This is a genomic window from Bombilactobacillus bombi, from assembly GCF_003522965.1.
Classification (GTDB): Bacteria; Bacillota; Bacilli; order Lactobacillales; family Lactobacillaceae; genus Bombilactobacillus; species Bombilactobacillus bombi.
Genome location: NZ_CP031513.1, coordinates 463,799 through 478,755 on the forward strand (window position 1 = coordinate 463,799; position 14,957 = coordinate 478,755).

The window sequence follows — 14,957 nt, forward strand, 5'->3', positions numbered from 1 at the left end:
ATTATGAAAAAGTTTTGGAAAATTTTGCTGACACTTTTAGTTTTAATTGCAGCGTTAGCCTTAATTTTTAATGAACCAATCAAAGTGCAATTAGTAAAGCAAGTTTCAAATAGTCGCGTGACCAATTTAACTAAAGATCAGGTGCGTCAAAATAAATTACGTGATGCATCTTTTGACTTTGCTAAAGTAAAGCCAATTACTGTCAAGCAAGCAGCTAAAGCCGCGTTAAAAAATAATGCTGCAGCAATTGGTAAAATTACAATTCCATCTGTTGGTCTTAAGCTTCCCATCGTCAAAGGTGTCGATGATACTGCTTTAGCTACAGGTGGAGGCACTTTAAAGCCCGATGAAAAGATGGGTGAAGGCAATTATGCATTAGCAGGTCATTATATGACCGATAAAGGAGCTTTATTTTCACCAATTGCTCGTGTCCAAATTGGCGATTTAATCTATATTACAGATTTAAAAAATGTTTATACCTATAAGGTCGATTTAAAACAAGTTATTTCGCCACGGGCTACTTGGACTATGAATAATCAACCTGGAACCAAAATGATTACTCTCATTACTTGTGCTGATGGAGGAGCAAATCGGTGGTTAGTTCAAGGAAGTTTAGTAAAGGCAAGAGTTGCGAATCGTTCTACGTTAGCAGTATTTGGATAGGAGTTAATAATTTTGAGTTTAAAGTATCAATGGCATTTGAGAGAACAACCTGAAGATACTCAAGTCAAAAATTTAGCACACGAAACTGGTTTATCAACATTAGTAACACAAATTTTAGTGCAGCGAGGATTAAAAACACCACAACAAGTGCTTTCTTTTTTGCAACCGCAAATTGCAGACTTGCATGATCCTTATTTATTGCATGATATGGATATTGCAGTTGAAAGGCTAACGCAAGCAATTTTTGCAGGAGAAAAAATTTTAATTTATGGTGATTATGATGCTGATGGAATAACTAGTGCGGCTATCTTGAGGGAAGCGATTATGATTTTGGGCGGGCAGGCTACGGTTTTTATACCTGATCGCTTTGTTGATGGATATGGCCCTAATCAAAAGCGCTATGAACAGTTTGTACAAGAGGGTTATCAGCTAATTGTTACTGTAGACAATGGGGTAACCGGGCTTGAAGAAATACAGTATGCTCAGGAACATAAGGTTGATGTTATTATTACAGATCATCACACTTTGCCTCCTAAATTGCCATTAGCAACTGCTATTGTTCATCCTCAATATCCTGGAAGTAATTATCCGTGTCCAGATCTTTCGGGAGCTGGAGTAGCTTTTAAAGTTGCTAGTGCGTTATTAGATGAGCCTCCTGAAGAATTGTTAGATTTAGCAGCTATTGGAACAGTTGCTGATATGGTCGAGTTAAAGAATGAAAATCGGGTACTAGTCACATGGGGATTAAAGCAAATCCAAAATGAACCACGCTTGGGTATTGAACAATTGTGTAAACAAGCACATATCAAATTAGCTGATTTTGATGAAGAAACTATTGGTTTTCAAATTGCTCCACGTTTAAACGCTTTAGGACGCATGGATGATGCTACCAAAGGAGTAGAACTGTTAACTACCTCAGACTTAGAAAAAGCCAAGCACTTAGCCCAAGAGATAGATAAATTAAATCAGCAACGTAAGGATATCACAGCCGAAGTATTTAATGATGCTTATATAAAAGCCCAAGAACAAATCCAAGCAGGTAATCAACTTTTAATTATTGCAGGTGAAAATTGGCATCGAGGCGTTTTAGGGATAGTAGCTGGAAAAATTGTCGATTTAACCAATCATCCGACAGTTATTTTAGATATTTTAGAAGATGGACGAGCTGTGGGATCAGGACGTAGTAACGGTAACTTTGATTTATATCAAGCACTAGCAATAAATCGGAAGTTATATCAAAATTTTGGAGGTCATGCACAAGCTTGTGGTGTTACGTTAGCAGCTAGTGATCTTGAACAATGGCGCCAACAAATAAATGCTTTGTCCATGGTCAAAACTCTAGATACTAGTAAAAAAACATCCCGGCTTTATGATTTGAATCTATCAGTGTCACAAATCAATTTACAGTTATTAGAGCAGTTACAACAGTTAGCTCCTTTTGGCCAGGGCAATCCTTTACCAATTATCAAAATTGACCAATTTGATTCTTTTCAGGCTGAATATTTAGGAAAAAAAACGCAAAACCATGTCAAAATTAAATTACGGCAACAGCAGCAATATCTAGACATAATAGCTTTTGGATGGGGACAGCAACTTAACCAAATTCAAGAATCCGGTATCAGTGCTGTTTATGGTTCCTTAAGGCAAAATAAATGGCGTAAGCAAATACAAGTTCAACTAAACTTGCAGGATGTAGAAGAGCAGGTTTTAAGTACTGATGAAGCACAATCAAGACTTGTCGATTTACGCCAAACACATAATATTAATGTTCAATTGCAACAAGCACAAAATTTAGTGTTTTTTCACCAGCATAATTTTCAAAAAATACAAGATAAATATCCACAATTAAATTGTGTGCTAGCTTCGGATTTAAATACTAATTTAAAGAAAGTTAGTTTGGTGGATCGACCACCCAGTCTCAATGTTTTTGAACAATTTGTTAAACAAAACCAGCATTTGGAAAGAATAGAATTAATTTTTCATACTTACTATCCTGCTTATTATCAATTAAACTTAACACCACAAGTGTGGCATAGATGTTTGAAGTACTTTTTAAATCATAAAAATTTAACGATAAAAAATTTAGCAAGCGTAGCTAAATTTTTAAAACTTTCAAATTTAGAAATTAAATTTGTATTAAAGGTGTTTTCTGAGTTAAATTTTGTTAAAATAGAAAATGGTTTTTTGATTAATCCAGAAAAAATACCACAACAGCAGCTGGTTGATTCCAAAACTTATTGTCAAATACGTGATTTGGCTGCTGTTCAAACCACATTAATTGATTCTCATTTTGATGAAATTATTAAATATACTAATACTATTTAGGAGTTTTCCCATGGATTTTAAAAAATATGTTGCTAGTGTTAAAGATTTTCCAGAACCAGGAATTATATTTCGCGATATTTCGCCATTAATGTACAATGGTAAGGTGTATTCTGCTGCAACCGATAAAATTGTTGATTATGCCCGTGAACGCGGGACGGAGATGATTGTCGGTCCAGAAGCACGTGGATTTATTGTCGGATGTCCAGTTGCTTATAAATTAGGTGTAGGCTTTGCTCCAGCTCGTAAAAAGGGGAAATTGCCACGCGAAACGGTTTCTGTAACTTATGATTTGGAATATGGGCAGGCATCTTTATACATGCAAACAGATGCAGTGAAACCTGGTCAAAAAGTTTTAGTAGTAGACGATTTAATGGCTACTGGGGGAACTTTGGCTGCAACTATTAAGCTAGTCGAAGAATTAGGCGGAATAGTTGTAGGAACAGCGTTTTTAATTGAGTTGACCGATTTACATGGTCGTGATAAAATTAAAAACTATGATATGTTTACTTTAATGCAATATTAGTAGCTAAAGGCTACTATTTTGGAGAGTTGGCAGAGTGGTAATGCACCGGACTCGAAATCCGGCGAACCGATTCGATATCGGCGCGCAGGTTCAAATCCTGTACTCTCCTTTTTTAATTAATTTTTAAAGGCTTTTAAGTTTTTAAGTAATGCTTGTGATTGTTGATAGAACAGCAATTACAAGCATTATTTTTGTTTTTATAATTTTTTAAAAAGTCGTTTAAAATGTTTTAAAATTGGCACCAAGTATCCCAAAAGTATCCCAATTTTAAAAAATGGGATACTTGCTAAGACAATCTTTTTAAAATTTCATTAGCTTTATTATTTGATTTTTCCTTTTGTTTCTTTAACAAATGTTCGTATGCTCGCATTGTAATATTAGAATTTTTATGCCCAAGAAATTCAGATACGTACTTAATTTGCATCCCTTATGCCAACAAATAGCTAGCAAATGTATGTCTCAATTCATGCATTCTAATTTGCTTTTTACGGGGTACTTCAATCTGATCTTGAATATATATTAAACTTTTAGAACATCCATCATTTGAAGGAATAGCCATATCATAAATACAATTTGTTGATTGTTTTGTTTGCCAGATGCAACAAGCCATTCCAATTGAGCAGTATGCAATTGTTCTAAAATGGCTTTAAGCGGATCTAACAGGGGAATAGTACGTTTAGAACTTTCAGTTTTTGTTCTTGATACAATTTTCTTAGTATCAACATAATCGTATATTTGGTCAACTTTTATTGTTTTAGTATTTTGGGCCAAGTTAAACCAGCTATTTCTTCATAGAGCATACCAGTATATGCTCCAGTGAGTATCATGTAGTAAGAGATGGATTGAAGGCTTTTATTTTGATTAGCATAATTAATAAGATTTTTAAATTACTATGAATTAGATAACTCTGGAAATATTACTTATAATACAAAGGATGTAAAAGACGCTAACAGCATATCAAATTTAATTTTCTTGTTGAGCTGCTGAACTGAAGACAAAATATTCATTGAATATTTCTGTTAATCAGTGTAATAAGAGATTACATCTTTCTTTTGATGTATATCCTGGGGTCTAGATACTGATAAACATTTTGTGATTTTTTTACTAGGACATAAATTTGTTGAAACAAAAAACAACTATAGAATATTTGACAGACTAAAAGATGCTTTTCCCACAGCATATATTGGTGACGATTTCCTATATCACTATAGTTATCACTATAGTGCTTCAAATAATGAACAACAATTCCAAAATCACAATATCCCGGTTTTTCAAAAATATGCTGAAAAAATTATAGATTGGTATTAGTAGTTAGTGGATTTAGATATAATATAGCAAAGCAATCACTCTGTTATTATTACTAAGTCTTAATATAATAAACCTTCCAGTTTGAATGACATAATCTCAGCTGGAAGGTTTATTACGTTATAAATAAAATATATTTAAAGACTGAATTAAAGTGCGTTGCTAAGGATCAAGTGAATCAAAGATAATTATCCAAATTAGAAAAATTCATCTTCTGTTTCCCTTTGCAGATGATTAGTATTCTTATCTTGATCTTGTTTAGTTAACTGGAATTTTAAAGACTAATTTTGAGTTAATCCAGTTTGTTTAATAAGTGTTTGCTTTCGTCAATTGCAACACCATCCAATCCCAATACTTTTAATTGCTCATAATTAGTAATATTTTTACGTGGTACAACCACTGAAATACAAGTACTAAATTACTTTATCTATTAAGATAACTCACTGGAAATCAAAGCTTGAGCTTGGTTAATAATTTCTTGTAACTTATTCAGCCATAAATCTTTGTTACTATTATCATAGGATTCAGTAAATTCTGGAATAATACTATTTAAATAGTCCTCCAATATTGGATTATCAGTAGCTAACGCATCAGTTTTATCTGCAAAGTAGTCTTGAATAGTAAAAACGTACACTGCTAAATCATGAGTTGTAAATGCATCTTTCAATATCTTAAGTGTATCTTGTTCACTTTTTTCAATAAGAGTCCACTTCTTTCCTGGTTTTCGTTGCCGAATAATAGTAACAATTTCGTCTGTGTTTACTTCCTTAATCAATGTCATTTTATCATAATACAATATTGTTAGAGAATTGAGTGTACCAATAAAAAGGTGTTATTTTTATATATTTGATGAAACTTTGAAATCAAATATATAAAATTCAGATTGCTATTATATTAACAATCTGGAAGCTATAAACAAATATAAATATCAGTCTGATGAGGACGTAAACATAATGGATGATCTAATAACTTACTTATTAAATTATGCTTTTGATCATGGATATGGTTATGAAATTTTAATGATGCAGAGAATGACTGGCCATCTGTTGCTTATACAGATCTTAATTTGATATTTTAATTATGTATAAATAAGATTTGGTTAATATAGGTAATATTTTATAGATGATATTTGTGAACGGACAACGTCGATCTATTGCCAAACAAAATGAGTTTATTCTTGCGTATCATTTTGATAATAGTCATTCAAATGTGTGTGTAATCTGATTCTTTTTTAAAATATTAATATAGTTGCCTAGATTTATTTGTTTTTTTAGATTTCATTTGATTTGTTTTTCTTTTATATCTATGTTTAATTGTAAGAACTATATAAATTAAAATTGGAGTTACAATATGTTAACTAAATATAAGATTAACTTGATGAAAGAAATTAAGAATCAAACTTGTCCAAGCTCTTATGGATATCTTCTAAGAATTAAAAGTAACGAGTTAATATCAAAAAAATATGTTACAGCTCAATACATTGGACGTAATTCTATTAATTTTTCAATATACGATCTAAGACTTACAATAAGGGGAGAAGCAGAGTTGGAAAATTACTATAAAAAAAGAAATCATAATATAATTAGTTGCTTGGTTGTACCAATTATTGTTTCTGTAATTAGTTCAGTGTTAACGAGTTTTATTAATATTCTGATAAAATGAACAATCTACTGATGAATTAAATCAATGCTTATTTACTTATGAACATGAAAAATATTTTTTATGTGCAACTAGAATAGATAGTTGTCTAAAACACCTTATGTTCTTAACACTTTGTAATTATAAAAAAGAAAGTAGCTTTAGGCAGAAAACCAACAGCTAAAGATTATCTCAACTAAATTTAGAAAGTAGACAACAACTTATATTGATTGTTTATTTAGATTAAGAAATTCAATAGATCATCACTAATGTCTCTAATTCATCTTTTAATCCGGTAATATTTCATTAGTTCATTTCCTGTTTTGGTAGAAATTCCATTTGGTTTAGGAATATTGTTGGAATTGTTAATTTGATTTTTATCCCATTTGAAAAGATCAGTCATATATGCACCAGAAATCAATTTTTTGAAATTATAGTGAGTTTGTTCGTCTATATAATCGAATTTTATAGGTCCATAACCATTATATGCGCTGGCTTCTCTGCCGCCTCTACCGCGATATTGATTAACCATATCTTGTCTTAATAAATTTTCGAGTGAGTATTTTTTATCACTCCGGGCACCAAAATTCAAACCTAAAAGAATCACATTTTTATGTAAGTTTCCAGCTAAATTATCATTAAAATAGGTTTGACTTCTTTTGCCATCTTTATCATTTTCACAACGAGCTTTTGTTAAAAAGGCAGCATCATGACCATCATAATTTTGAGGCCATAGTGCAAAACTAGCAACATGACGATATTTTTCAGCAGATATTTTTTGAAAATCTTCATATGTTACAGGTTGCTCATTTAAAAAAGTATCAATCTTATGGATATCTTTTATTTTCATAATTTCCTCCTTCAGTATTACTAATATTTTATCACTTTCGCCAAAAAACAGCGTTTAGACTTTAACAAACGTCAAAAAAAGATTACAAAATTCAAATCTTATAACTTAATGATTGAATTTTGTAATCATGATAAATTTTTATAAACAATTAAACATTATGACGAGTAAATAACAAAAGAAGCAATATTAATAATAAAATTGGCGTGAAGAATAAAATTAATTTAAAAGCTAAACCAACTAACAATAGACCAATTATTAACGGAAATAAAATTTTAAAAGAGAATTTGAATGATTTCCAACAAATAAATCCTAATAATAAAATGAAGAGTGTTAACATATAAGTTCCTCCCATTGGTAGATAAAGCTATTATAACAGCAATTACTTGGTTATAGGTAAAATAAAATTTCAGTAATTGCGGCTGTCAAGCATACCAACGATATTGAACTATTTCATATAAATGAGATGGAATACCAAATTGTTGAGCAAAAATAATCGCGCTTTCAAAAGAGATATCATTATCTAGACAATACTGCCTTAAAAGATCAATTGCGTGTAAATCTGCTTGATTTTCGGATTGTATTTTTATTCGGTAAAAATCATTATACATATAGCAAGTATTTCCTTCTAACATATGGCCAATTTCATGAGCTAATTGAAAGGGAATTTCAGTTTTATTTTCCCAATTTAGATTAATAAACATTAAATTGCGTTGGGGACACGCAACCGAAGGCCAGATGCTTGGAGCATCATTCATAATAATATAATCAAATTCATGTTGAAATGCATAATTTAATAAATAAGCAATTACACTATTCATTATTATTTTTCCCACCTTCTAAAATTCTACGAATCATTTCTAATTCTTCAGCTGGAATTTCTTTACCTTCATAAGATAGAAGCATTGTATCACTTGTTTTAATTGCTGGCGCAATATCAATTGCAACTGGTTGATTAGACGGACTATTTTCATGTTCTAAAAGTTGATCAACAGAAACATGCAAGATTTTAGCAACTTTTTGTAAATTTTCAATATTGGGCTGTTTGGTTTTCCAATGATAAATGGAATTTTTTCCTAGTCCGGCTTTATCATTTAGTTGTGTTAAAGATAGTCCTTGCATCTTAGCTAGTGTTTTTATTTTTTCAAATGTTGTCATAATATATTACTCCAAAACAACAAATATAATTAGCACACTAGCTAATTTACTCTTGATTTTTTAGCATTTATGCGCAATAATATATTTGTTAGCAATTTAGGCAGTAAATAAGTCATAACTCGTTAAACTGGGCAGGTTTAAATGGATAATGACTAATTTATTGTGTCCTTTTATGAATCTATCTTAGCATTTATGCTAACTATTCGCAATTGACCATAGAAAGGAGATGAAAGAGTTAATTTTAGTTAGGTTGTCTACATAAATGTAATGGCAATCTTAATGACTACTTTAAGGATAGGGAGAATTAAAGTTTATGGATGAAAAAGATATGGTCCAGCACAGTAAGAAACTCATGATTGCTATTATGGGTATTTCTTTGGTGTTATCTACTTCGGGTGCAATTAGTGGGACAATTCCACTGATGGAAAAGCATTTTGCCAATATGTCTACTGCAACTGTTGAATTGATTGTTACAATTCCAAGTGCGGCAGGAATTTTTGTGCCTTTGTTAGCCGGCTTTATTGAAAAAGTAACTGGGAAAAAGTTATTAGCGTTATTAGGACTCGCAGTAACAGCTATTTGTGGAGTTTTACCAGCATTTACTGGAAGCTACGGTTTAATTTTATTTTCTCGAATTATGGTCGGTGTAGGAATTTCATTGTTAACACCACTAAGTGTTTCTTATATTACTGATATTTATGATGAAGTTAAAGCAAACGAATTATTAGGTTATCGAAATTCATTTATAAATATTGGAAGTACTGTTTTGCTATTTTTAGCTGGTTATCTTATTAAAATAAGTTGGCATGCAGCCTATTGGGTTTTTATCTTAGCTTTAATCCCATTGGCAATGACTTTATTCTGGATTCCAAAAAAATTTGATAATTATAGTGTTACAGTTGCTGAAAATGTTGATCAACAAAAAATTAAACAAACGACTAATTGGGCAATTATTGGATATGCTGTTTTATTTGGAATTATGCAGGTTAGCTATATGGGAATTAATTTAAAAATTCCAAGTTATATTGTTAATAATCACATTGGTGATAGTAGTACAGGGAGTTTTATTCTTAGTTTATTGCCGATTGCTGCAATTGTTTCTGGCTTGTTATATAAGTATATTTATAAAGCTTGGGGTAAAAACACAACAGCAATTAGTGCTACTATTGCAGGTATTGCTTTAGGATTGACTTTGGTACTAAATAATTCTTTCTTAATTGGTACTTGTGTTGTAGTTTCAGGATTTTTCTGGGGAATTATGAACCCACATATGACAGAATTATTTGCTTTAAGTTCACCAAAAGGCTCCATGACTTTAAGTACATCAATTGTTATTTTTGGTATTAATATTGGAGGCACTTTAGCACCTTATGTTTTCCAATCATTAGGAAAAATGTTTAAAAATAATTCGCCAGAATCAGGTTTGTTAATTTCTGCAGTAATATGGACAGTCTTTGGGATAGTATTTTTGTTAGCTAATATGATGATTAAGTCTCAAAAGACAACTGGAAAAGAGGATGAAAAATGAGAAAAAGAACAGTTCATTTAGATTTTCACACTAGTCCTTATGTAGAAGTAGGTAAAGATTTTAATAGTGAAGAATTTGCTGCCACTCTTAAAAAAGCTCACGTCAATTCGATTACTTGCTTTGCGCGAGACCATCATGGTTATTTATGGTATAACTCTAAACATCATCCAGAAATGATTCATCCACGATTAATGAATCATAATTTGCTAGCAGAACAAATTCAAGCTTGTCATCAATTAGATATTAAAGTGCCAATTTATTCAACTTGTCAATGGGATGAGTATTGTATGCTTAATCATCCAGAATGGTTATGTCGTACACCTGAAGGTAAATGTATTAATATGGGAGATGCACAGCCTAATTTTAATGATGTGCTTTGTTTAAATAGTAATTACCGGAATTATTTATTTGATCATGTTAATGATGTGATTGATAGTATTGGTGCTACCAATATTGATGGGTTTTTCTTTGATATTTTCTTTTTGGTACCATGTGATTGTCAACATTGTCAAAAAGAAATGCAACGCTTAGGAATTGATCACACCATTGAAGCTGAAAGAATTCGTTATTGTCATTTGATGTTGAAAGAATTTAAACGAGAAATGACAACTTTAATTCATCAGCAAGTTCCTAAGGCGAGCGTTTTCTACAATGGTTCTCATGTTGGACCATATATTAAATCATCTTTAAAATATTATAGTCATTTAGAAATTGAAAGTTTACCTGGTGGTGATTGGGGATATGATAATTTTCCTCTTGTGGATCGCTATGCACGCACTTTAGATAAAGATATTGTAGGAATGACAGGTAAATTTCATACTTCATGGGGAGATTTTCAATCTTTTAAAAATATTGAAGCTTTAGAATATGAAGTATTTCAAATGTTATCTTTTGGTGCAGGATGTTCAATTGGGGATCAACTTCATCCCAGTGGTAAATTATCACCCGCAACTTATGATTTAATCGGTCAAGTATATTCTGAAGTGGAACAACTGGAACCAGAATTAGACAATACTCAGCCAACGGTCGAAATTGGAGTTATTACTCCAGAAAGTATTTGGGATAATGGGATGACCTTAAATGAGTCATTAATCGGATGCAATCGCTTACTAGACGAATTAGGTTATCAATTTGATATTATCGATTTAAAAGCAGATTTCTCCAAATATAAATTGATTATTTTACCTGACATAATTGAATATGATGAAGAAAGTTTTATCAAATTAAAGCAATATATGGCTTTAGGTGGCAAAATTTTATTGTCTTATCAATCGATGGATACGGGTATTTATACGGAAAATACTTTAACTGGCAATTTAATGAAAGGGTATTCATCGTGGGATCGCGATTATATATATCCTAATAATATTTTAGGAAAAGATTTACCTAAAGAAGAACATGTCATGTATGAGCAAGGTATGGCTGTTGATTCTTTGAATTCTCAGATTCTTTTAGAGACTCGCGAACCTTATTTTAATCGTGAAGGTAAGTTTTATTATGGTCATAAACACGCACCTTCCACGGGAAAAGTTGGTGTACCAGCAGCTACACAAAAAGAAAATTGTATTTATTTTTCACACCCAGTTTTTAAGATTTATCGTGATTTTGCACCTTGCTGGGTTAAACGAATTTTGCAAGATGCATTAACTATTTTATTACCTGAAAAACTAGTTAATAAGCCACAAACACGGCCTAATTTATCAGCACAATTGCATGTTAATGGTGAAAAAAATAAATATTTATTACACTTATTAGATTATCCATTAAAGAAAAATGCAACTCAACTATACACAATTGATGAACGAACAATACTATTTGATACAAAATTCAGTATTTTGGTAGGAAATCAACAAGTCAAAAATATTAAACTTTTACGCAGTGGCCAAGAAATTAATTTTAAACAACAAGATAATTATGTCCAGTTTACAGTGCCTAAAATTAATGGTTATGAAGTCGTTAAAATTCAATGTAAATAAAAAAGGATGGTTTAGCAATGAATACAAATATTGAGTGGTTTAAGCAAGCAAAATATGGAATGATGATTCATTGGGGATTATATTCATTATTAGCAGGAGAGCATAATGGACAATCTTCTAGTTATTATGCAGAATGGATTCAATCAAGGTTGCAAATATCTAATACTGAGTATGAAAAATTAGCTTCGGCCTTCAATCCAGTTTTCTTTGATGCCGAAAAAATTGTTAATTTAGCCAAAGAATGTGGCATGCAATATTTAGTTGTTACAACTAAACATCATGATGGTTTTGCGATGTATCATTCCTTAGTTGACTCTTATAATGTTTATGATTTTACCCCGTTTCATCGCGATGTTATTGCTGAATTAGCTGCTGCTTGTCAAAAAGCAGGATTAAAGTTTGGATTATATTACTCACAGGATTTAGATTGGCATGATCCTAACGGTGGAGGTTATCTTTCTAATGATATTGAATCCGCTGGTACGACTTGGGACAATAGTTGGGACTTTCCAAATAGTAATAAAGATTTTAATGTTTGTTTTGAAAATAAAATCTTACCTCAAATTAAAGAAATTATGTCTAACTATGGTGAAATTGCAACTGCATGGTTTGATGTACCTATGACCTTATCTGAGCAACAAAGTCAAACTATTTATGATACTGTTAAAAAATTACAGCCTAATTGTTTGATTAATTCACGATTAGGTAATGGAAAGTATGACTATGTTTCATTAGGTGATAATGAAGTACCAGAAACTAAAGACGTAAATCCTAATGAAGTTGACTATAATTCAATTGAAGGCTTTAAACCATCACCAAATGGATTATATGAAACGGCTGGCACAATCAATGATTCATGGGGCTTTTCTTATCATGATCACAATTGGAAATCACCAGAACAAATTTATCAATATAAGCAACATTTAAATAGTTTAGGAATTAATTATTTATTAAATATTGGTTTAGATGGTTTGGGGAGAGTTCCTATGGTCGCTGAAAGCAATCTTTTAGCAGCGAAAAAATTGGAAAGTGAAACTCTAAATTAATATTTCTATAAAATGGGGCGGGACAAAATGTTGTCCCGCCTCTTGTGTGGTTTATTTATAATTACGTTTAATTTCAACTAATTTGCCAATAATATTAATTTGATTACAATCTTCTTCGGTAAATATGCGTGGTGGATAGCTAGGATTAGAAGCTGTTAATACGATTGATTGATGCTTGCGTGAAATATGCTTTAGTGTACCTTCATCGCCATTAATCACAATTGCGCAAATGTCACCATTATTAAAAGTCGGAGTTTGCTGAATTAAAGCTAAGTCACCGTCTAAAATACCATCACCAATCATTGAATCGCCGATGATTCGCAGCCAGAAATAGTTATTGGTTGGATCAATGTCAGCAGCAACAACTGTGTCATAGCCATCGTAATCTAAATTAGCCAATCCATTAATACCTGCTTTAATTGTTCCAATAATAGGTATATTAATCAAGTCATTAAAATCAGCTTTTTGTAAATTGTGAGAACTATTAATATTTAAATGTCCTAAGAGAAAGTCTGTTGAAACATTGAAAAAAGTAGCAATCTTATCTAATTCACTAGCATCAACTTTTCGTTTACCGTGTTCTAAGCGACTTAGGGAAGTTCGATCTATTCCTAAAAAGTGAGCTAAAGTATCTTGACTAGTTTTATTTTGAATTCTCAAATTTAGTACTTTTGCTCCTATATTGTTTACAGACATCAGTATCTTCCTCACTTCAATATCAATATATCATGTGCAACTATTGCACACAATTATTCGTGAGTAAATCGCACAATTAATCTTGACCGTGAGAAATCAGCACGTTATGATGAAGCTGTATTAAATCAAATTATGAGATATAAGAAAGGAGATTTATTTAATGTTAAATTTAACATTAATTCGTAAATTAAGGATTCAACAAGGACTAACTCAAACAGAAATGGCTAAGCAATTAAGCTTGAAAACGCGTTCAACCTATACACGTATGGAAAACGGTAACACAAAGATAAAAGCCGATGATTTAGAAAAAATTGCTCAAGTTTTAAAGATTGATATTGCAACCTTGTTTGAACCTACTCACCAATCAGCTTTGAAAAATTCAAAATCAGTAGTTAAGGTGCAACATGACAGATAGTATTAATTTTTATCAGCAGGTTGCTCAAAATTATGATTTACTAACTAGTAACGAGCAATTAGTGATTGATTATATAATTCATAGCTCACACATTAATCATTTGACAATTAAAACTATTTCACAAGAATTATTCATATCAAGTGCTACTATCATGCGTGCAGCTCATAAGTTAGGATATGATAATTTTTCACAATTAAAATATTCAGCAGCTGAAGCCAATCAAATTGCCACAAAATCACTACCTACAGAAGAATTTGCTACAATTGTCAATCGAGTAGCGGGAGATTTTGATAAGACTTTACAGTTATTAACTGAAGATAAAATAGCTCGTTTTGCTCACTTTCTTCAACAAGCTCGCCGAATATTTTGTGTTGGAAGTGGTTCATCTGTTAGTGTTATGGCTGATTTCAATCGTAAGATGAAGTTACTAGGTTATTGGATTAATGATTATGCCGAAATATATTCAATTCGTGATATTGCTGAATTAGTACATCCTGGAGATGTTATTGTTATTTTTTCATTAAATGGTGGTAATCAATTAGTTAATCAATATTTAGTGCGTTCGAAAGTACAGGGAGCACGTATTATTTCCATTACTGGTATGAATGCCAAAACGGTAATTAACTTTTCAGATTATAATCTTTTAGTTTACGAAAGTCTTGTACCACGGTCACGAATGCGTTCACGCTTGATGTTAAATGTTGCTGTTGATGTTGTTTTTGAATATTTACTTTCACATTCTGAAAGTTAAATTTAACTTAAAAAGTCAAAAATGTCTCTTGTAGTTGCTTTTAATGAAAACGAATACAATTAAAAATATCATGCTAATATAAAAGC

The 14,957-nt window shown here is 31.4% G+C and carries 14 protein-coding genes and 1 tRNA gene; 9 read left to right on the forward strand and 6 right to left on the reverse strand.

What is annotated here, in order from left to right; genetic code table 11:
• Nucleotides 1–3 precede the first annotated feature (3 nt).
• From DS830_RS02440 to DS830_RS02455, 4 genes are all read left to right on the forward strand, one after another.
• Entirely contained in the window at nucleotides 4–663 is a 660-nt protein-coding gene (locus DS830_RS02440; protein ID WP_205526794.1) for a class A sortase, read from the forward strand.
• A 12-nt stretch (nucleotides 664–675) separates the two neighbouring features.
• Nucleotides 676–2,988, forward strand: a complete 2,313-nt coding sequence (gene recJ, locus DS830_RS02445) for a single-stranded-DNA-specific exonuclease RecJ (protein WP_118908100.1) — start codon at nucleotides 676–678, stop codon at nucleotides 2,986–2,988.
• Nucleotides 2,989–2,998: 10 nt separating this feature from the next.
• On the forward strand, nucleotides 2,999–3,511 hold the full coding sequence (locus DS830_RS02450; protein ID WP_118908101.1) for an adenine phosphoribosyltransferase: 513 nt from the start codon (nucleotides 2,999–3,001) through the stop codon (nucleotides 3,509–3,511).
• Between the two features lie 20 nt (nucleotides 3,512–3,531).
• Nucleotides 3,532–3,620: transfer RNA gene (locus DS830_RS02455), tRNA-Ser, on the forward strand.
• A gap of 410 nt (nucleotides 3,621–4,030) precedes the next feature.
• Here DS830_RS02455 and DS830_RS02460 read toward each other — a convergent pair.
• From DS830_RS02460 to DS830_RS02495, 5 genes are all read right to left on the reverse strand, one after another.
• Entirely contained in the window at nucleotides 4,031–4,282 is a 252-nt protein-coding gene (locus tag DS830_RS02460; protein WP_118908102.1) for a site-specific integrase, read from the reverse strand.
• Between the two features lie 964 nt (nucleotides 4,283–5,246).
• On the reverse strand, nucleotides 5,247–5,597 hold the full coding sequence (locus DS830_RS02470; RefSeq protein ID WP_205526795.1) for a hypothetical protein: 351 nt from the start codon (nucleotides 5,595–5,597) through the stop codon (nucleotides 5,247–5,249).
• A 1,137-nt stretch (nucleotides 5,598–6,734) separates the two neighbouring features.
• Nucleotides 6,735–7,304, reverse strand: coding sequence for a hypothetical protein (locus DS830_RS02480; RefSeq protein WP_118908106.1), 570 nt, complete (start codon nucleotides 7,302–7,304; stop codon nucleotides 6,735–6,737).
• 422 nt (nucleotides 7,305–7,726) lie between these two features.
• A complete protein-coding gene (locus tag DS830_RS02490; RefSeq protein ID WP_118908108.1) occupies nucleotides 7,727–8,122 on the reverse strand; it encodes a hypothetical protein in 396 nt (131 codons plus the stop codon).
• Complete coding sequence (locus DS830_RS02495; protein WP_118901479.1) at nucleotides 8,115–8,459, reverse strand: helix-turn-helix domain-containing protein; 345 nt, start codon at nucleotides 8,457–8,459, stop codon at nucleotides 8,115–8,117. The genes DS830_RS02490 and DS830_RS02495 overlap by 8 nt, the downstream gene beginning before the upstream one ends.
• Before the next feature lie 313 nt (nucleotides 8,460–8,772).
• Between DS830_RS02495 and DS830_RS02500 the strand changes: the two genes are divergently transcribed.
• The 3 genes from DS830_RS02500 to DS830_RS02510 are packed head-to-tail and all read left to right on the forward strand — an operon-like array spanning nucleotide 8,773 to nucleotide 13,009.
• A complete protein-coding gene (locus tag DS830_RS02500; protein WP_118908109.1) occupies nucleotides 8,773–9,987 on the forward strand; it encodes an MFS transporter in 1,215 nt (404 codons plus the stop codon).
• Nucleotides 9,984–11,963, forward strand: a complete 1,980-nt coding sequence (locus DS830_RS02505; protein ID WP_118908110.1) for an alpha-amylase family protein — start codon at nucleotides 9,984–9,986, stop codon at nucleotides 11,961–11,963. Before DS830_RS02500 ends, DS830_RS02505 begins: the two co-directional genes overlap by 4 nt.
• A 17-nt stretch (nucleotides 11,964–11,980) precedes the next feature.
• Nucleotides 11,981–13,009: an alpha-L-fucosidase gene (locus tag DS830_RS02510; protein ID WP_118901488.1), complete on the forward strand. Its 1,029-nt coding sequence runs from the start codon at nucleotides 11,981–11,983 to the stop codon at nucleotides 13,007–13,009.
• A 51-nt stretch (nucleotides 13,010–13,060) separates the two neighbouring features.
• Here DS830_RS02510 and DS830_RS02515 read toward each other — a convergent pair whose 3' ends face one another.
• Nucleotides 13,061–13,705, reverse strand: coding sequence for a helix-turn-helix domain-containing protein (locus tag DS830_RS02515; protein ID WP_118901491.1), 645 nt, complete (start codon nucleotides 13,703–13,705; stop codon nucleotides 13,061–13,063).
• Between the two features lie 160 nt (nucleotides 13,706–13,865).
• Between DS830_RS02515 and DS830_RS02520 the strand changes: the two genes are divergently transcribed.
• Together DS830_RS02520 and DS830_RS02525 are read left to right on the forward strand one after the other, a co-directional pair.
• On the forward strand, nucleotides 13,866–14,120 hold the full coding sequence (locus DS830_RS02520) for a helix-turn-helix domain-containing protein (protein ID WP_118908111.1): 255 nt from the start codon (nucleotides 13,866–13,868) through the stop codon (nucleotides 14,118–14,120).
• Entirely contained in the window at nucleotides 14,110–14,871 is a 762-nt protein-coding gene (locus DS830_RS02525) for a MurR/RpiR family transcriptional regulator (protein WP_118908112.1), read from the forward strand. Before DS830_RS02520 ends, DS830_RS02525 begins: the two co-directional genes overlap by 11 nt.
• Nucleotides 14,872–14,957: the final 86 nt, after the last annotated feature.

What these genes read in the sequence shown, in the direction of transcription:
- DS830_RS02440 (WP_205526794.1), top strand. Translation starts at nt 4, where the DNA reads ATGAAAAAGTTTTGGAAAATTTTGCTGACACTTTTAGTTTTAATTGCA.
- DS830_RS02450 (WP_118908101.1), top strand. Translation starts at nt 2,999, where the DNA reads ATGGATTTTAAAAAATATGTTGCTAGTGTTAAAGATTTTCCAGAACCA.
- DS830_RS02470 (WP_205526795.1), bottom strand. Translation starts at nt 5,597, where the DNA reads ATGACATTGATTAAGGAAGTAAACACAGACGAAATTGTTACTATTATT.
- DS830_RS02480 (WP_118908106.1), bottom strand. Translation starts at nt 7,304, where the DNA reads ATGAAAATAAAAGATATCCATAAGATTGATACTTTTTTAAATGAGCAA.
- DS830_RS02490 (WP_118908108.1), bottom strand. Translation starts at nt 8,122, where the DNA reads ATGAATAGTGTAATTGCTTATTTATTAAATTATGCATTTCAACATGAA.
- DS830_RS02495 (WP_118901479.1), bottom strand. Translation starts at nt 8,459, where the DNA reads ATGACAACATTTGAAAAAATAAAAACACTAGCTAAGATGCAAGGACTA.
- DS830_RS02500 (WP_118908109.1), top strand. Translation starts at nt 8,773, where the DNA reads ATGGATGAAAAAGATATGGTCCAGCACAGTAAGAAACTCATGATTGCT.
- DS830_RS02505 (WP_118908110.1), top strand. Translation starts at nt 9,984, where the DNA reads ATGAGAAAAAGAACAGTTCATTTAGATTTTCACACTAGTCCTTATGTA.
- DS830_RS02510 (WP_118901488.1), top strand. Translation starts at nt 11,981, where the DNA reads ATGAATACAAATATTGAGTGGTTTAAGCAAGCAAAATATGGAATGATG.
- DS830_RS02515 (WP_118901491.1), bottom strand. Translation starts at nt 13,705, where the DNA reads ATGTCTGTAAACAATATAGGAGCAAAAGTACTAAATTTGAGAATTCAA.
- DS830_RS02520 (WP_118908111.1), top strand. Translation starts at nt 13,866, where the DNA reads ATGTTAAATTTAACATTAATTCGTAAATTAAGGATTCAACAAGGACTA.
- DS830_RS02525 (WP_118908112.1), top strand. Translation starts at nt 14,110, where the DNA reads ATGACAGATAGTATTAATTTTTATCAGCAGGTTGCTCAAAATTATGAT.